14 protein-coding genes are annotated in these 17,758 nt (G+C 65.8%); 10 read left to right on the top strand and 4 right to left on the bottom strand.

What is annotated here, in order from left to right; all coding sequences use genetic code 11:
• Positions 1-40 precede the first annotated feature (40 nt).
• The gene (locus tag AB5Y59_RS01095; RefSeq protein WP_319859709.1) at positions 41-1,474 is read left to right on the top strand and encodes a glycoside hydrolase family 1 protein; all 1,434 of its coding nucleotides are present in this window, start codon (positions 41-43) and stop codon (positions 1,472-1,474) included.
• 95 nt (positions 1,475-1,569) lie between these two features.
• Here the strand turns inward: AB5Y59_RS01095 and AB5Y59_RS01090 are convergent, their stop codons facing one another.
• Complete coding sequence (locus AB5Y59_RS01090; protein WP_368211303.1) at positions 1,570-2,328, bottom strand: SDR family NAD(P)-dependent oxidoreductase; 759 nt, start codon at positions 2,326-2,328, stop codon at positions 1,570-1,572.
• A 130-nt stretch (positions 2,329-2,458) separates the two neighbouring features.
• On the opposite strand from AB5Y59_RS01090, the gene AB5Y59_RS01085 reads away from it, so the two are divergent.
• Positions 2,459-3,394, top strand: coding sequence for a LysR family transcriptional regulator (locus AB5Y59_RS01085; RefSeq protein ID WP_043156112.1), 936 nt, complete (start codon positions 2,459-2,461; stop codon positions 3,392-3,394).
• On the opposite strand, the gene AB5Y59_RS01080 is transcribed toward AB5Y59_RS01085, so the two are convergent.
• Positions 3,374-4,384 carry an AraC family transcriptional regulator gene (locus AB5Y59_RS01080; protein ID WP_045524801.1) on the bottom strand — a complete coding sequence of 337 codons (1,011 nt, stop codon included), beginning with the start codon at positions 4,382-4,384 and terminating at the stop codon, positions 3,374-3,376. The genes AB5Y59_RS01085 and AB5Y59_RS01080 overlap by 21 nt on opposite strands.
• A gap of 231 nt (positions 4,385-4,615) precedes the next feature.
• Between AB5Y59_RS01080 and AB5Y59_RS01075 the strand changes: the two genes are divergently transcribed.
• The 3 genes from AB5Y59_RS01075 (at position 4,616) to AB5Y59_RS01065 (ending at position 8,692) form a co-directional block, all read left to right on the top strand.
• Entirely contained in the window at positions 4,616-6,652 is a 2,037-nt protein-coding gene (locus AB5Y59_RS01075) for a glycoside hydrolase family 3 N-terminal domain-containing protein (protein ID WP_322131928.1), read from the top strand.
• 169 nt (positions 6,653-6,821) lie between these two features.
• The gene (gene nfo / locus AB5Y59_RS01070; RefSeq protein ID WP_041215226.1) at positions 6,822-7,679 is read left to right on the top strand and encodes a deoxyribonuclease IV; all 858 of its coding nucleotides are present in this window, start codon (positions 6,822-6,824) and stop codon (positions 7,677-7,679) included.
• 35 nt (positions 7,680-7,714) lie between these two features.
• A complete protein-coding gene (locus AB5Y59_RS01065; protein WP_201921845.1) occupies positions 7,715-8,692 on the top strand; it encodes a Gfo/Idh/MocA family protein in 978 nt (325 codons plus the stop codon).
• Positions 8,693-8,777: 85 nt separating this feature from the next.
• Here AB5Y59_RS01065 and AB5Y59_RS01060 read toward each other — a convergent pair whose 3' ends face one another.
• The gene (locus AB5Y59_RS01060; protein WP_201969015.1) at positions 8,778-9,662 is read right to left on the bottom strand and encodes a LysR substrate-binding domain-containing protein; all 885 of its coding nucleotides are present in this window, start codon (positions 9,660-9,662) and stop codon (positions 8,778-8,780) included.
• 103 nt (positions 9,663-9,765) lie between these two features.
• On the opposite strand from AB5Y59_RS01060, the gene AB5Y59_RS01055 reads away from it, so the two are divergent.
• From AB5Y59_RS01055 to AB5Y59_RS01040, 4 genes are all read left to right on the top strand, one after another.
• On the top strand, positions 9,766-10,746 hold the full coding sequence (locus AB5Y59_RS01055) for a TDT family transporter (RefSeq protein WP_039039171.1): 981 nt from the start codon (positions 9,766-9,768) through the stop codon (positions 10,744-10,746).
• A gap of 220 nt (positions 10,747-10,966) precedes the next feature.
• Positions 10,967-11,956 (top strand): lipid A biosynthesis (KDO)2-(lauroyl)-lipid IVA acyltransferase, encoded by a 990-nt coding sequence (locus AB5Y59_RS01050; protein ID WP_319894558.1) that lies wholly within the window; start codon positions 10,967-10,969, stop codon positions 11,954-11,956.
• 154 nt (positions 11,957-12,110) lie between these two features.
• Positions 12,111-13,106, top strand: a complete 996-nt coding sequence (locus tag AB5Y59_RS01045; protein ID WP_322131931.1) for a lauroyl-Kdo(2)-lipid IV(A) myristoyltransferase — start codon at positions 12,111-12,113, stop codon at positions 13,104-13,106.
• Positions 13,107-13,200: 94 nt separating this feature from the next.
• Entirely contained in the window at positions 13,201-14,061 is an 861-nt protein-coding gene (locus AB5Y59_RS01040) for a PA4780 family RIO1-like protein kinase (protein ID WP_029314478.1), read from the top strand.
• A 59-nt stretch (positions 14,062-14,120) separates the two neighbouring features.
• Here the strand turns inward: AB5Y59_RS01040 and AB5Y59_RS01035 are convergent, their stop codons facing one another.
• A complete protein-coding gene (locus AB5Y59_RS01035) occupies positions 14,121-14,999 on the bottom strand; it encodes a pirin family protein (protein WP_322131930.1) in 879 nt (292 codons plus the stop codon).
• A 241-nt stretch (positions 15,000-15,240) separates the two neighbouring features.
• On the opposite strand from AB5Y59_RS01035, the gene AB5Y59_RS01030 reads away from it, so the two are divergent.
• Positions 15,241-17,643, top strand: coding sequence for a DNA polymerase II (locus AB5Y59_RS01030; RefSeq protein WP_368211300.1), 2,403 nt, complete (start codon positions 15,241-15,243; stop codon positions 17,641-17,643).
• Positions 17,644-17,758: the final 115 nt, after the last annotated feature.

Genomic DNA, 17,758 nt, shown 5'->3' with positions numbered 1-17,758 from the left:
GGGATGGCCCCCGCCATCCGCGCAGAAGGAGCAACACCAGATGCATCATCACAAGTTCAACGACTTCCCGAACGGTTTCCTCTGGGGCGCCGCCTCCGCCGCCTATCAGGTGGAAGGGGCCTGGAACGAGGAGGGCAAGGGCCCCTCGGTATGGGACAGCTTCACCAAGCTGCCGGGCAAGACCTTTGACGGGAGCAACGGAGACGTGGCGGTGGATCACTACCACAGGGTGGAAGAGGACGTGGCGCTGATGGCCGAGATGGGGCTCAAGGCCTATCGCTTCTCGGTGAGCTGGCCGCGCATCTACCCGACGGGGCGTGGCGAGGTGAACGAGGCGGGGCTCGCCTTCTACGACAGGCTCATCGATGCCCTGCTGGCCCACGGCATCGAGCCTGTGCTGACCCTCTATCACTGGGATCTCCCCCAGGCCCTGCAGGATGAGTACGGCGGCTGGGAAGACAGGCGGATCATCGACGACTTCGAGCGCTACTGCGTCACCCTCTATCAGCGCTTCGCCGGCAAGGTGAAGTACTGGGTGTCCCTCAACGAGCAGAACTACAACCTGACCAACGCCTACCAGCTGGGCACCCATCCTCCCGCCGTGCAGGACAGAACGCGTTTCTTCGCCGCCAACCACATCGCGTTTCTCGCCAATGCCCGGGTCATCAAGGCGTTTCGCCAGCACGTGCCAAACGGCCTGATCGGGCCGAGCTTTGCGTACTCCCCCGCCTATCCGGCCTCCTGCGCCCCGAGCGACATGCTGGCGTTCGAGAATGCCGAGGAGTTCACCAACCTCTGGTGGCTGGATGCCTACTGCTTCGGCCGTTACCCCCAGGCGGCGCTCGCCTATCTGCGGGAGACCGGCGAGGCGCCGGAGATCCTGCCGGGCGATCTCGAGCTCTTGCGCGAAGGCACCCCCGACTACATCGGGGTCAACTACTACTACACCCTGACCTTCACCGACAACCCCCTCGGCGGCCAGACGATGCAGCGCATCAACACCACGGGCAAGAAGGGCACTACGCCCTCCAGCGGCATTCCCGGCCTCTACAAGACGGCCCCCAATCCGCACCTTGAGACCAGCAACTGGGACTGGGCCATCGATCCCACCGGGATGCGCATCGCCCTGCGCCGGCTCTCCTCCCGCTACGCCCTGCCGCTGATGATCACCGAGAACGGCCTGGGGGAGTTCGACAAGCTGGAAGCCGGGGACAAGGTGAACGACGACTACCGTATCGCCTATCTGCACAGCCACCTCAAGGCGTGCCAGGAGGCGATGCAGGACGGGGTCGAGCTGATTGGATATTGCGCCTGGTCCTTCACCGACATCCTGAGCTGGCTCAACGGCTACCAGAAGCGCTACGGCTTTGTCTACGTGGACAGGGACGAGCAGGGAGGGTCTCTTCGTCGCATCAAGAAAGAGAGCTTCCACTGGTACAGCCAGGTCATTGCAAGCGGTGGCAAGACCCTGTAACGGGCCCGGTGCGCCGCACCTCGTCTGCCCAATGCCGGAAGGCCCCCTCATCGGAGGGGGCCTTCCTTGTTTGTGCAGCAGGCAACCATGACCGCCTAGATAAACATGCCGCCCGAGGCTTCGATGCGCTGGGCGGTGATCCAGCGGCAGTCATCGGAGAGCAGGGCGGCGATGGCACCACCGATGTCGTCGGGCTGACCCACCCGGCCAAGGGCGGTCTGGCTCGCGAGAAAGTCGTTGACTCCCTTGTTGTCGCGCACCACGCCGCCACCAAAATCGGTCTCGATGGCGCCGGGGGCCAGCACGTTGACCGCGATGCCCCTGGGGCCCAGCTCCTTGGCCAGATACTGGGTGAGCACCTCGACGCCCCCCTTCATGGCGGCATAGGCGGCATAACCCGGCATGGCGAAGCGGGTGAGGCCGGTGGAGAGGTTGAGGATGCGACCGCCATCTGCCAGGAGGGGCAGGAGCGCCTGGGTCAGGAAGAAGGTCCCCTTGAGGTGGATGTTGAGCAGGGTGTCGAACTGCTGCTCCGTGGTCTGCTCGAAGCTGGCATGAATGCCGATCCCGGCGTTGTTGACCAGGAAGTTGAAATGGGTGCGCTGCCACTCCCGGGCGAGCAGTTGCGTCACCTCCTCTGCAAAGGCCGCGAAGGTGGCGCTCTCGCCCACGTCCAGAGCCAGGGCATGGGCCCGAACGCCGAGGGCGCGGGCCTGGGCCACCACCGCCTCCGCCTCTGCGGCCTGGCTGCGGTAGGTGATGATGAGGTCGACGCCTTTGGCGGCGAGGGCCAGGGCCCCGTGCTTGCCAAGGCCGCGGCTGGCCCCGGTGATGAGGGCGATGGGTCTGGTCATGGTATGACTCCTGTCAGGGTGGCGGACACAGGCTCGATACGAGCCGACCGGATCACTGTATTGTTCCTTTTAAACTGGATAAATAGCGTGATAATAGAATCACTGTTCCGTTTATCGAGACAATCAGACCATGGATCAACTGGATGCGATGAGAGCCTTCGTGCGGGTTGCCGAGCTGGAGAGTTTTACCCGCTGCGCCGAGCAGACGGGCATCCCCAAGGCGACCCTCTCTGCCGCCATCCGTCGGCTGGAGGAGCGCATGGGGACCCGGCTCCTGCTGCGTACCACGCGGCGGGTGCAGCTCACCACGGACGGCCAGCTCTGCTATGCCAGATGCCGGGAGCTTTTGGCGGACATGGAGGAGTTTGACGGCCTGTTTCGCCAGGGGGGGCAGATCTCGGGACAACTGCGGGTCGACATGCCAAGCCGGATGGCCCGCCACCTGGTGATCCCGGCCCTGCCAGACTTTCTGGCGCAGCATCCCGCCCTGCAACTGATGCTGAGCAGCACGGACAGGCGGGTGGATCTGGTGCGCGAGGGGTTTGACTGCGTGGTGCGGGTCGGGGGGCTTGAGCCCTCCAGCCTGGTGGCCAGGCCCCTTGGTCACTATCGCCAGATCAACTGTGCCAGCGCAGGCTACCTGGCTCGCCACGGGGTGCCCCGCACCCTTGGGGATCTGGCGGGCCACCGGCTGGTGCACTATGGTCCCGGGTTTGGTGCCGGGCAGGGGCGCAGCGAGCCCGGCTTTGAATACCTGGCGGAAGATGGCCGCCGCGCCCTGCTGCCCATGGCGGGGGCCCTCATGGTCAATGACAGCGAGACCTACCTGGCGGCGGCGCTGGCGGGGCTTGGCATCATCCAGATGCCGCGGGTGGGGGTCGAATCCCTGCTCGCGGGGGGCGAGCTGGTGAGCATCCTGCCCCAGTGGCAGCCGCCGCCGCTCCCCATCCACGCCCTCTATGCCCATCGCCGCCAACTGGCCCCCAGGGTCCAGCTCTTCATCCACTGGCTGGCGGGGTTGCTCGCCGCCCATCTCGGGGGCGCCTCAGAGGCGGCTGCGCCTTGAGCGAAACTCCCTCGGCGAGAGGGCAAACGCCTCGCGAAAGAAGCGGGTAAAGCTGCTCTGGCGGGCAAAACCCAGGCGCTCCCCCACTGTCTGCAGGGGGAGGGCGGGATCCTGCAACAGGCGGCAGGCCTCCTCCCGGCGCACCCGCTCCAGCAGGCCCGAGAAGTGGCACCCTTCCTCCCGCAGATGGCGGTTGAGGGTCCAGCGGGTCAGTTTGAGGTGCTCGCACACCCCATCGAGCAGAGAGGAGGCCTCGGCGCTCTCTTGCCACAGCTGCTGGCGGATGAGTGCCATCACCCTGTCCCGGTAGCGGCTGCTGGGGCGAAGCTGGGCCATCTGCCGGTCGAGCTCCCCGAGCAGCAGGGGTTGCAGGGGCAGGTTGCACTGCCCGTGGGCGAGATCGAGCAAGGCGGCGGGAAAGCGCAGCTCGAAGGCCGCCCCCTGTTGCAACCGCCCTTCCAGCCAGCCTGCCAGCTCACGCCACAGCCTGGGGCGTACCGGGGTGGGCAGCACCAGCAGCCCCTGGCCCGGGTGGTAGAACTGGAGCAGGGCATAGAGGTGGCAGAGGTTGGCCAGGCTGCTCAGGGCGATGACGTCCGGGTGATCGGACTCCGAGTGGTAGCTGATCCTGGCCTGCCCCTCTTCTTCTTGCAGGCGGATCTCGTCGCTCTCGCCGATAAGGGGGCGGTAGGCGAGGAAGAAGTGCAGGGCCTGGCGAAGGGTGGCGGCGTTGCAGCACAGGCTCGCCAGCGACATGAAGTCGGCAAAGAGGCCGGGGAGGGCGGGGGGCGTCCAGTCGAGGGCCAGATCCACGTGGGGGGCTGCCCCGGCCAGCAGCCGGAAGTGGCGCCCGGTGTCGAGCCGCCCCTGGGGGATCAGCAGCTCTTCGTGAGCGATGCCGCAGGGGTGCAGGAGGGCAGCAGGATCCCGCCCGCGGGCCTGCCAGTGGTTGAGGCAGTGCAGGGCAATCCGGTTGGAGACGGTCTTCACGGCAAAAATCCTTGTCAGCGGTGGCCCACCATCATCGGCCAACGGCGGCGGATTGCCGTGAGCCAGCGCCGCTTTCATGTTTCAGATTTGTAACCAAGGGTAACCCTGCAACCCTTTTCACACTTTTCAATCCTGCTCCCAACCGGCAACTTCCTGCACCCGACGGGCAAGTGAGAGGGGCCGCTTTTGCATAGAGTGGCGACTCCTACACACACAAGGAAGATAACAACAATGAAACACCACTCGCTCTCCCGAACCCGTGTCGCCCTCGCCATCGGGGCCCTGCTGCTGGCAGGGTGCAACGACAACGACTCCACCCCCAAGCCCGAGCAGCCCGTTCTGGGCCACCGCACCGTCACCCTCATCGAGCAGGACGGCCTGCAATTCAAGGATCTCGATGGCAGCGGCACCCTGACCCCCTACGAGGACTGGCGCCTCGGCGCCGCCGAGCGAGCCCGGGATCTGGTGGGCAGGCTCACCCTGGCCCAGAAGGCAGGGCTGATGATGCACGGCACCCTGGTGCTGGACGGGGCGGGGCGGGTGAACCTCGCGGCCATGGACAAGATGCTGCGCGAGGACGGGGTCAACACCTTCATCACCCGGATGGCCGGTGATCCGGCGGCCATCGCCGCGGACAACAACACCCTGCAGGCCCTGCTGGAAGGGGTGGGATTCGGCATCCCCATGACGGTGAGCACGGATCCCCGCAACCACTTCACCCATGATCCGAACGCCACCAGCATCGGTGCCGGGGCCTTCTCCCAGTGGCCCGAGACCCTGGGGCTTGCCGCCATCGGCGATGCTGCCCTGGTGCAGCGCTTTGGCGACATCGCCCGTCAGGAGTACCGGGCCGTCGGCATCCACGAGGCCCTCTCGCCCCAGGCGGATCTCGCGACCGAGCCGCGCTGGGGCCGCATCAACGGCACCTTCGGGGAAGACAACCTGCTCGCCAAGTCTCTGGTCAAGGCCTACATCGAGGGCTTCCAGCAGGGGAGCGAGGGGATAGGCAAGGAGAGCGTGGTCACCGTGGTCAAGCACTTCGCCGGGGCCGGTCCCCAGAAGGACGGGCTGGATGCCCACAACCCCTGGGGCAAGGAGCAGATTTACCCCGGCGGCCAGTTTGCCTACCACCTGGTGCCCTTCGAGGGCGCCTTCGAGGCCAGGGTGGCCGCCGTGATGCCCTACTACGCCATGCCCCTGGGCCTGACCCAGGATGGGCAGCCCGTCGAGGAGGTGGGGTTTGGCTTCAACCGCCAGATCATCACGGATCTGTTGCGGGGCCACTTCAAGTTTGACGGTGTGGTGCTGAGCGACTGGGGCATCGTCAATGACTGTGACAGCCGCTGCGAGCAGGGGTTGACCCAGGATGAAGTCAATGCCGGTGTGAGCCCCTGGACCGTGCCCTTTGGCATGTCCTGGGGCGTGGAGAAGCTCACCAAGGCCGAGCGCTACGCCAAGGCCATAGACGCCGGGGTGGATCAGTTCGGTGGCGTGGAAGATCCGGCTCCCCTGCTGGCGGCGGTGCAGAGCGGTCTGGTGACCGAGGCGGCCATCACCACCTCGGCCGAGCGGATCCTGGCCCAGAAGTTTGCCCTCGGGCTCTTCGAGAATCCCTATGTGGATGCCGAGGCCGCGGTGGCCCTGGTGGGCAAGGCCGAGTTCCAGCAGGAGGCCCAGGCCGCCCAGGCGGCGTCTCACGTGCTGCTGAAGAACGAGGGGGCCCTGCTGCCGCTGAAGGCGGACGGCAAGCGGGTCTATCTGCACAATGTCAACGCCGAGGTGGCCAGGACCAACGGCTATACGGTGGTGACGAACCTGGCCGACGCGGAGCTTGCCATCGTGCGGGTCAACGCCCCGGGCGAGCAGGATCCCCGCTTCCCGTTTGGCAGCATCCACTTCGGTCAGCTCGGTTTTGCAAGCAATGATCAGGTGGTGCAGGAGACGGCCCATGAAGGGGTCTACCGCGGCGCGGATGACTATGCCGCCATCCAGGCCATCGAGCAGGCCGGGGTGCCCCTGGTGCTCTCCGTCTATCTGGACAGGCCCGCCATCCTGACCGAGGTCGCCCCGGCGGCCCGGGTGCTGCTCGCCAACTTCGGCGCCCTGGATCAGGCCCTGTTCGATGTCATGAGCGGCACCCAGAAGGCACGCGGCAAGCTCCCCTTCGAGCTGCCCTCGAGCTGGCAGGCGGTGCTGGCCCAGTCCCCGGACGTGGCCAAGGACTCACAAAGCCCGCTCTATCCCTACGGGGCCGGTCTGGCCTATTGACGGACAGGGATGTTCTGTCTCTCATCAAGGCGCCTTCGGGCGCCTTTTCCATTGCGCCCATCGACAATCCCGGTTTGGCGCAAGGGGTTGGCTTGGGCATAATGGCGCCCCGGCAACGGGTGCGGTGGCCAGCGCGGCAGGCACCCGGTCACAGTGCACAGGAGATGAGATGAAATTTATCGGAGCCCACGTCAGTGCGGCGGGCGGGGTGGAAAACACCATCGCCCGGGCCAAAGCCATCGGGGCCAACGCCTTCGCCCTGTTTACCAAAAACCAGCGCCAGTGGCAGGCGGCGCCCCTCTCCGAGGCCAGTATTCGCGCCTTCAAGGCCGCCTGCGAGAAGGAGGGCTTTCGTCCCGAGCAGATCCTGCCCCACGACAGCTACCTCATCAACCTGGGTCATCCCGACCCCGACGCCCTCGCCAAGTCCCGGGATGCGTTTCTGGACGAGATGAAGCGCTGCGAGCAACTGGGGCTGTGCTACCTGAACTTCCACCCGGGCAGCCATCTCAAGCAGATCCCCGAGGCGGTGAGCCTCAAGCTCGTGAGCGAGTCCATCAACTGGGCGCTGGAGCGCAGTGAAGGGGTGACGGCGGTGATCGAGAATACCGCAGGCCAGGGTACCAACCTCGGCTGGTCGTTCGAGCACCTGGCCACCCTCATCGACGGGGTAGAGGACAAGAGTCGGGTCGGCGTCTGCTTTGACACCTGCCACGCCTTCGCCGCCGGTTACGATCTGCGTACCCCCGAGGGGTGCGAGGCGGTGTTTGCCGACTTCGACCGCATCGTGGGGTTCGAGTACCTCAAGGGGATGCATATCAACGGCGCCAAGTGTACCTTCGGTAGTCGGGTCGACCGTCACCACAGCCTGCGGGAGGGCAACCTCGGCGAGGCGGTGTTCCACCACATCATGAACGACGACCGTTTCGACGGCATCCCGCTTATCCTCGAGACCATCGATGAGTCCATCTGGGGCGAGGAGATAAGCTGGCTGCGCAGCCTGGCCGGGAGCCCGCGCCCGGCGTGATGCCGGGGTCCACCATTGGGTAGCAAGGAGAGACGATGCACGACGAGACAAGGGCGCCCCTGCGCTTTGGCATTGCCGGGGCGGGGGCCATCGCCCGGCGTTTTTGCCGCGATGTGAACGGGCACGCCAGGGGAGCCGAGGTGGTGGCCATCGCCGCCCGGGACCAGGGACGGGCGGACGAGTTCGCCCGGGATCTGGGGCTGCCCCACGCCTATGGCAGCTATGAGGCCCTGGCCGCCAGCCCCGAGGTGGAGGCCGTCTATGTGGCGGTCATCCACCCGGAGCACGCGGGTCTGGTGAGGCAGATGCTGCTGGCGGGCAAGCACGTACTGGTGGAGAAACCGGCGGTGACCCGGGTAGCGGATTGGGACGCCCTGGTGGCGCTCGCCCACGCACGGGGCCTGCTGCTGCTCGAGGCCATGAAGGTGATGTGCTTCCCCGCCATGCGCGCCCTGTTGCAGCGCCTGCCCCTGCTGCCGCCGCCGCGCGAGCTGCGGGCGGCGTTCGGTTCGGCCCAGCCGAAGGTGGGCAAGCTGTTCGATCCGGCGCTGGATGGCGGCGCTGCCTGGGACGTGGGGGTCTATCCCCTCTGGCTCCATGCCGCCCTCTGCCATCGGCTGGGGCTGGGCTGCCCCGCCCCCGAGGTGACGCTGACGCGGGCTCCGGGGGAGGTGGATCTCACCGCCAGCTTCACGTTCGATGAGCCGTTTCGGGCCGAGCTCGGGGCCTCCATCATCGAGGATCTCGAGCGGGAAGCGTCCTTGTCCGGGGAGGGGTGGCGCCTGGTCATCGAGGGCAAGTGGTGGAATCCCCAGCACATTCGCTGGCAAGGGGGGCCTGCCCCCGTCATCTGGCCGGCGGACATCTATCTGCCGGTGGAGGGGGGCGGCATGCAGCACGAGGCGGATCACTTCGCCGATTGCCTGCGCCACCGGCTGCTGGACTCCCCCTGGGTGCCCCAGGCCGTGACCCGGCAGGTGCTCGGCTGGATTGAAGGGGGACTCGCCGGCTGAGGCCGGGGAAGGGCGGAGGGCCGAAGGGCTCATCGCTTGAACGACAAGGGCGCCAATGGCGCCCTTGTCGTATCCGAAGGGCTTCTCACGCCAGGGTCTGGGCGCGGCAGAAGGCCAGGAAGCGGCGCAGGGCGGCGGAGTGGAACTTCTGCTTGTGCCAGACGAGGGAGAGCTGGCGGGGGAAGCGGCGACTCGGGGTGAGGGCCACCAGGCGCCCCTGTGCCAGTCGGTCCGCCACCGCGAGGCGGGAGATGAAGGAGAGGCCGAGCCCCTTCTCCACCGCCAGCATCACCGCCTCCAGGGTATTGAGCTCTATCCCCGCCTGCCAGCGGGGCAGGTGAGGCTGGAGCTGCTGCTCGAACTGCTCGCGGCTGCCGGATTGCGCCTCGCGCAGCACCCAGGTTTCCCCGGCAAGCCGGCGCAGGGGCAGCTCGAGCTGATCCGCCAGGGGGTGACCGGGGGCGGCGATGATGAGCATCTCGTCCTCCAGCCAGGGTTCGCTCACCAGGTCCGGGTGGTGGTTCTCCCCCTCGATGAGGGCGAGATCCAGTTCGAAGTGGGCGAGGGCATGGCAAAGGAGGTGGGTGTTGGCGATGGTGACCCTGGGGGCGGCCCCCAGCTCCTGGGCTCCCTCCGCCAGCAGGGCGGGCAGCAGGTAGTTGCCTATGGTCTGGCTGGCCCCGAGGTGCAGCTGGCCGCTCGGCTCGGCATCGGGGCTGAAGAGCTGCTCTATCTCCTGCATCCGGGTCAGCAGCTCCTCGGCGGCCGGTTGCAGCAGGCGCCCCTCGCTGTTGAGCTGAAGCCTCGGGTGCACCCGGTCGAACAGGGGCGTGGCGAGCTGGCGCTCCAGCTCCTGCAGCGACTGGGAGACGGCCCCCTTGCTCAGGCAGAGTTCATTGGCGGCGCCCCCCAGGTTGCCGTGGCGGGCGATGGTGGCAAACACCTTGAGTTGTTGCAGGGTGAGCTTCATATCGTTTGATTTTCCTAAACGCTAAGTTCAATTCATTTAGATATCGTAAACGATAGACCCCCTTTATCCTATGCCCATCGTCATCATCAAGAGGGTATTCGCCATGATCGCAAGAACCCGCCGCTCCCTGGCCGCCGCCCCGACCCCCATGGCCGGTCTGGCTCTGGGGATCGCCAGCCTCGGCTGGTGCTGGGAAAATGCCGGTCAGTTCGATGGCCGTCTGCAACTGCTGGGGGCCGCCATCGCCGCCGTGCTGCTCCTCGTCCTGACCTTCAAGTTTCTGATCCACCCGCGCCTGCTGTGGCAGGATCTCGCCCATCCCGTGGTGGGCAGCGTGGTGCCCACCTACGCCATGGGGACCATGGTGGTCTCCAAGGCGGTCGGCCTGCTCGCCCCGACCCTGGGGCAGGGGCTCTGGCTGTTTGCGGTCATCATCCACCTCGTCTTCCTCGCCACTTTCGTCTGGCACAGGGCCAGAGCGTTCGAAATCCATCACATGGTGCCGAGCTGGTTCGTGCCGCCGGTGGGGATCATCGTGGCTGACGTGGCCTACCCGGGCGGTCCCTTCGCATCCCTGGCCACCGGCCTGCTCTGGTTCGGCATGGCCTGCTACGGCCTGATGCTGCCGCTGATGCTCTATCGCCTCATCTTCAGCCACGAGGTGCCGGATGCCGCCAAGCCCACCATCGCCATCCTGGCCGCCCCGGCGAGCCTGTCGCTGGCCGGCTACCTCACCGTGAGCCAGGATCCCTCCCTGCTGCTGGTGGCGGTGCTGCTCGGGATCGCCGTGCTGATGACCGGCATCATCTACCTGGCCTTCATCAAGCTGCTGCGCCTGCCGTTCTCGCCGGGTTACGCCGCTTTCACCTTCCCCCTGGTGATCGGGGCCACCGCCCTGTTCAAGGTGAGTCACCTGCTGTCGCAGTGGCCACAGGCGGCCCGCTATGCCGAGCAGCTCCATCAGCTGGCCTATCTGGAGCTGGGGGTGGCCACCCTGGTGGTGGGTTACGTGGCCCTGCGTTACCTGATGTTCTTCCTGCCGGCCGTGCAGGATGACCTGCCGGGGCAGCCCGCACGCCGCTAGGCACAAGGTTTTCATCCCCCCTCGTCATCGACCCCGCCCGTGCGGGGTCTGCCGTTCGTGATGCAGTGACACAGAGGGGAATCAAATGAAGCAGATTGTTTTTGTCAATCCGTGAAGTGGCTTAAATAGTTGCCCATACAGGCGACATTCAGTTGGCGTTAACTGGTAATACCTGTCACGATGCGCGCCACTTTATCTTCCCATTGTTTTGTCGTGCCCCATGTCCTCATCTGATCCCGTGTTTGACGCCCGATTCCAGCCTCGTCTGCTGCACCCCCGTTACTGGTTGAGCTGGCTCGCCCTCGGCGCCATCGGTGTGCTCGCCTTCGTTCCTCCGCGCTGGCGGGATCGCCTGGCCGATGCTCTGACGCCCCTGGTATGCGCCATCTCGAAGAAGCAGATCTACATCGCCAGGACCAACCTCGCCATCTGCTTCAAGGAGAAGAGCGAGGCCGAGCGGGAGGCCATCCTGATGACCTCCATCCGGGTCGGCCTCAAGAGCCTGCTGGGCTTTGGCGAGTTCACCTGGCGCAGCCCCGCCCACGTGATGGGGCGGATCCAGGTCAGCGGCTGGGAGCATATCGAGGCGGAGCAGGCCGCTGGCCGACCGGTGATCCTGGTGGTGCCCCACAGCTGGCCCATCGACGCGGCGGGCTACTACTTCGCCCAGCGGGGCCTGCCCATGTGCACCATGATGAAGAGCGCCCGCAACCCGGTGTTCGACTGGCACATCAACGGCGCGCGTGCCCGGCACGGCTGCCGCGTCTATGAGCGTAGCGTCGGCATCAAGCCGGTGATCAAGGCGGTGAAATCCGGTCTGAGCTTCTTCTATCTGCCGGATCAGGATCACGGCCGGGAGGCGAGCCTGTTCGCCCCCTTCTTCAACCACCCCAAGGCGACGTTGCCGGCCCTGCCACGGCTGGTGAAGCTGACCGGTGCCCGGGCCCTGCCGGTGCTGGCCTGCTATGACGAGCAGGCGCACGGCTACCGGCTGGAGGTCGAGGCTCCCTACGCCGACTACCCGAGCGCGGATCTGATGGCGGATACCTGCCGCATGAACGACAGCGTGGAGCGCCAGCTCTGCCGCCACCCGGGCCAGTACATGTGGTTCCTCAAGATCTTCGACACCCGTGAGGATCAGGTGGGGCCGGATGGCCTCTACGAAGAGGGGATCCGGCGCATCCGCCGGGGCCTTGCTCCTCATCCCTGAGCCTTGCGCTCACCCGGTGCAAAAATGTGGCCCCAAGCGGGCCACTTTTTATTTCTAACTTGTCTGATCAGTGACTTGGCGCGGTGGCGCTGTGCAGGGCAGGGTAGAAAAAGTTGTCAGGATCACTAAAATGACGGTCTGTTTTGATGATTCGATGGCGACCATGTCCGCACAAGATCCGGTGTTTGATACCTCTTTTCATCCGCGCCTGCTGCACCCCCGTCTGTGGGGCAGCTGGCTGGCCGTCGCCCTGCTCTCCCTGCTGGCCTGGGTGCCGGCAAGGGCACGGGACAAGCTGGCCGACTACCTGGCCCCCCTGCTGCTGCGCGTCTCCAGGAAGCAGGCCTACATCGCTGACACCAACCTCAAGATCTGCTTCCCCCATCTCGACGAGGTGGGCCGTCAGGCCCTGCTGCTGAAATCCATCCGGGTGGGGCTCAAGACCTTCCTGGGCTTTGGCGAGCTGACCTGGCGCAGCCCCGACTTCCTCAAGGGGCGCGTCAAGGTGAGCGGCTGGGAACACGTGGAAGCGGAGCGGGCAGCCGGTCGCCCCATGATCTTCGTGGTGCCCCACACCTGGGCGGTGGACATGATTGGCCGCTACTTCCCCCTCCAGGGGATCAAGATGTGCACCATGATGAAAAGCCCCAAGGATGCGGTGTTCGACTGGTACATCAACCGTGAGCGCAGCAAGGGCGGGCGTATCTACGAGCGCAGCGTCGGCATCAAGCCCGCCATCAAAGCCCTGCGCAGCGGCGACAGCTTCTTCTATCTGCCGGATCAGGATCACGGCCGGGAGGCGAGCCTCTTCGTGCCCTTCTTCAACCACCCCAAGGCGACCCTGCCGGCCCTGCCCAAGCTGGTGAAGCTGACCGGTGCCCGCGCCGTGCCCATTCTGGCCTGCTACGACGAGGATCAGGGGTGCTACCGGCTGGAGATCGAGGCGCCGTTCGATCCTTATCCCACCGCGGATCTGGTGGCGGACGTCAACCAGATGAACCGCATGGTGGAGCAGCAGCTTGGCCGCTTCCCCGAGCAGTACATGTGGTTTCTCAAGATCTTCGAAACCCAGGAGCACGATCAGGGCGAGGACGGTCTCTACGAGGCGGGGATCCGCCGCATCCGCCAGGGGCTGCCACCGGAACCTTGATCGACACGGCCCCCTTGCGGGCCGTTTCTGACAGGGGTGGCAGGCCACCAGCAAACAGGTGCAAACAAGGTGCAAATAGGGTAAAAGGGCGGTCATGAAAATTCCAAATCGAATCCAACCTCTGGTTGATGACGGCCTGGTGGACGATGTCATCAGCCGGCTGATGAGCGGCAAAGAGGCCGACGTCTATGTGGTGCGCTGCGGCGACGAGATCCGCTGCGCCAAGGTCTACAAAGAGGCGTCAAAGCGCAGCTTCAAGCAGGCCGTGGTCTATCAGGAAGGGCGGCGGGTGCGCAGCAGCCGCGATGCCCGCGCCATGGAGAAGGGCTCCAAGTACGGTCGCAAGCAGCACGAAGAGGTGTGGCAGAACACCGAGGTGGATGCCCTGTTCAAGCTGGCGGCGGCCGGGGTGCGGGTGCCCAGGCCCTATGTCTGCCTCGATGGCGTGCTGCTGATGGAGCTCATCACCGACGCCGACGGCAACGTCGCTCCCCGTCTCAACGATGTGGCCCTGACCCGTGAGCAGGCTCTGGTGGATCATGGCAAGGTGATCCGCTACGTGGTGCGCATGCTCTGCGCCGGGCTCATTCACGGGGATCTCTCGGAGTTCAATGTGCTGGTGGATGAAGAGGGGCCCGTCATCATCGACCTGCCCCAGGTGGTGGATGCCGCCGCCAACAACCAGGCCAGGGCCATGCTGGAGCGGGATGTCGACAACATGCGCAACTACTACGGCATGTATGCCCCCGAGCTGCTCAAGACCCGGTATGCCCGGGAGATGTGGTCCTTGTTCGAGGATGGCAAGCTGGGCCCCGAGACCGAGCTCACCGGCCTGTTCGAAGAGAGCCGGGAGGCCATCGATCTGGATGGCGTGCTGCACGAGATAGAGAGTGCCCAGGAGGAGGCCATGGCCCGCCGGGCCAGGTTGCAGGCGGAGCAGGAAGAGGAGTCCTGACGGGCCTTCATTCCAATCAAAAAGAGCGCCATGGGCGCTCTTTTGTTTTGGACCCTGGCTCAGAGCCCGGTCAGGGGTGGCGCCTTGAGACGGGGCCCCTGGTAACCCGTCACCTCGCCAAAGCGCGGATGACCGCTCTCCCAGTCGGCGGCGGCGGTGCGAATGGCCTCCTTGTCGACGCTCACGAAGTTCCACCAGATCTGCAGCGGTCTGGGCAGGGGTTCGCCGCCAATGAGCAGCAGCCGGGCACCCGGGCGCAGGGTCAGCATTACCTCCCGGTTGCCGGGGGGCAGGTAGAGCAGCTGCTCCGGGGCCAGGGCCTCCCCTGCGACGATGGTCTCCCCCGCGAGGGGAAAGAGGCCGTGCTCGAAGGCGGGATCCAGGGGGAGGGTGATCTCGCCTCCCTCGGGGGCGTGCAGATCCAGCCCCAGAATGGGGGAGAAGTGCAGGGTGGGGGCGCGCTGGCTGCCGTGCTCGCCGATGAGCAGGGTGAGGGTGATCTCCCCTTGCTGCCAGCAGGGAAGAGTCGGGTAGTGATCGAAGCGGGGCGGGGTATGCTGATCCGCCTCGGGCAGGGCTATCCAGAGCTGGGCGGCGTGCAGATCGGGCTGGTTCGGGACCGACTCCTCGGTGTGGGCGATGCCCCGTCCTGCGGTCATCAGGTTCACCTGGCCCGGACGGATCACCTGCTTGCTGCCCAGGCTGTCCCGGTGGAGGATCTCCCCCTCCAGCATCCAGGTGAAGGTCTGCAGGGCGATGTGGGGGTGGGGCCCCACATCCATGCCGGGGGCGCCGGGGGCAAAGCGGGTCGGGCCGATATGATCGAGAAAACACCAGGGCCCGATGGTGCGCCGCTCCTTGACCGGGATGGCGCGAGCCACCGGGATGCCGCCCACATCGGTGAGGCGGGAGGCAATGCGTTGCCACTGTTGTGTCATGGGGTGCTCCTTGTCGAGGAAAAGGTTGGCGCACGCGCGCAGGTGGCTGCGTCTGCCGGGAGTTGGACATGCCGTCTTGCCCGGTGCCGGTGAGTGATGCCGAGGTTACTATGCCCCAATCCGGCGCCGGATGGCAAAGACGGGGCACAGCGCCTGCCCTGAGGGCCTAGCCCGGCAATTGCAGCCGGGTACTGTATGAACGTACAATAGTCCCATCCCACTCTTGAGCCCGACCACCTGCATGACCGACATCCAGCCCCTCCCTCCCGTGACCCCGCCGCTCGACGGCTTCATCCTGACCCGCCATGGTCGGGATGTGCAGGGGCGTACCGAGATCGTGATGTGGCTCTGGAGCGCACAGGGACCGGTACGGGTGGTGGTGCCGGGGCAGGAGCCGGTCTTCTTCCTGCCGGAACGCCACCTGGAGGAGGCGGCAGAGCTCTTCAAGGGGGCCGGGGTGAGGGGGCGTTTTCGCCGCCTCCCCATGCACACCTTCGAGGGGAGTCGGGTGGTGGGCTGCTACTTTGCCACCCTGAGCGCCTTTCACCGCGCCATCGAGCTGCTGCTCATCCGCGGATTGGAGCACTTCGAGGCGGATATCCGCCTGCCCGAGCGCTTTCTCATGGAGCGCTTCATCACCGCCGGGATGCGCTTTGACGGCAAGGCGAGGCGAAAGGGGGGCAGGCAGGGTTACTGGGAGGTAAACGAGGCGCGCTGTGCGCCGCAGGCGGTGACGCCGACCCTCTCCTGGGTCTCCCTGGATGTGGAGTGCGCCATGGATGGCACTCTCTTCTCGGTGGGGCTTCATAGCGAAGAGGACGCGCGGGTCATCATGATTGGTGCCCCGGAGCCGGACTCGCAGGACTGGGAGACCCCCGTCGAGTGGGTGGCGGACGAGCCAGCCCTGCTCGCTGCCCTGGAGGGCTGGTTCAGCCTGCACGATCCTGATCTCGTCATCGGCTGGAACGTGGTGAATTTCGACTTTCGCCTGCTGCTGCGCCGCGCCGAACTCCACAAGCGGCGGCTGCGGCTCGGGCGCGGGCGGGAGCTCTGCTTCTGGCGCTCGTCCCGAAACGACCCCCAGAGCGGCAACGTCATCATCCCGGGGCGCATGGTGCTGGACGGCATCGATACCCTCAAGAGCGCCACCTGGCAGTTCCCGAGCTACAGCCTGGATGCGGTGGCGAGCGAGCTGCTCGGGCGGGGCAAGGACATCGAGGACGTGGCCAACCGGGGGGAGAAGATCACCGAACTGTTCCACTCCGACAAGGAGGCGCTGGCCCGCTACAACCTGGAAGATTGCAGGCTGGTGTGGGAGATCTTCGATTTCTGCCACCTCATCCCCTTCGTCATCGAACGCGCCTCCCTCACCGGTCTTGAGCTCGACCGGGTGGGCGGGTCGGTGGCGGCGTTCACCAACCTCTATCTGCCACGGCTGCACCGCGGTGGCTATGTGGCGCCCAACCTGCCGGCAGACGGCGGGCTCGCAAGCCCCGGCGGCTATGTGATGGACTCCAAGCCGGGGCTCTATCGCCACGTGCTGGTGCTCGACTTCAAGAGCCTCTATCCCAGCATCATCCGCACCTTCTGCATCGACCCCATGGGGCTGGTGGAGGGGCTCAAACACCCGGATAACGCCATTCCAGGCTTTCGCGGCGCCCTGTTCTCCCGAACCCGCCACTTCCTGCCGGATCTCATCGCCACCCTCTGGGCGGCGCGGGATCGGGCCAAGGCCGCCAGTAACAAGGCCCTCTCCCAGGCCATCAAGATCATCATGAACTCCTTCTACGGGGTGTTGGGGTCGGGGGGTTGTCGCTTCTACGACCCGAGGCTCGCCTCCTCCATCACCTTGCGGGGCCACGGCATCATGCAGCAGACCCGGGAGTGGATAGAGGCAGAAGGGTTCGAGGTGATCTATGGGGATACCGATTCCACCTTCGTGCACCTGGGGAGCGATATCCGTCTCGAACAGGCGGACGAGATTGGCCAGCGACTGGCGAAGATGATCAACGACAACTGGGCCGCGCTGATCAGGCGGGAGTTCGACCTGCCGAGCCATCTGGAGATCCAGTACGAGACCCACTACCGCCGTTTCCTGATGCCCACCATTCGCGGGCTGGAGAAGGGGAGCAAGAAACGCTATGCGGGACTGGTGGGCGAAGGGGAAGGGGAACACCTGGTGTTCAAGGGGCTGGAGACGGTGCGCACCGACTGGACACCCCTTGCCAAGGCATTCCAGACCCGGCTCTACGAAATGGTGTTCCACGACCAGGATCCCAGCAGCTATGTGCGCACCATGGTGGACGAGACCCGGGCCGGCCGTCACGACGATCTGCTCATCTACCGCAAGCGGCTGCGCCAGAAGCTAGAGGAGTATCAGAAGAACGTGCCACCCCATGTGCGGGCGGCGCGCCTGGCGGACGAGGAGAATCTGCGCCGCGGCCTGCCCCAGCGCTATCAGCACAGGGGCACCATCGCCTACCTGATGACCCTGAACGGCCCCGAGCCTTTGGAGTACCGGCGCAGCGCCGTCGACTACGAGCACTACATCGACAAGCAGCTCAGGCCCATCGCCGACGCCATCCTTCCCTTTGTGGGGGAGTCGTTCGAGCGGATCTGCGGCCAGCAGCTCGATCTCTTCTGACAACGCGAGGTAAACGCGGCGGCCATGGCACGACAATGGCGGCCCGCGGGCCAGAGGGGACAGGAGGCAGATGACGGGGGAGAGCGGTTGTCAGAGCCGACCAATGCAAAAAGCC

Origin of the sequence: Aeromonas sp. s10 (assembly GCF_040907975.1) — a bacterium.
GTDB lineage: Bacteria > Pseudomonadota > Gammaproteobacteria > Enterobacterales > Aeromonadaceae > Aeromonas > Aeromonas caviae.
This window is presented reverse-complemented; position numbering and strand designations above follow the sequence as displayed.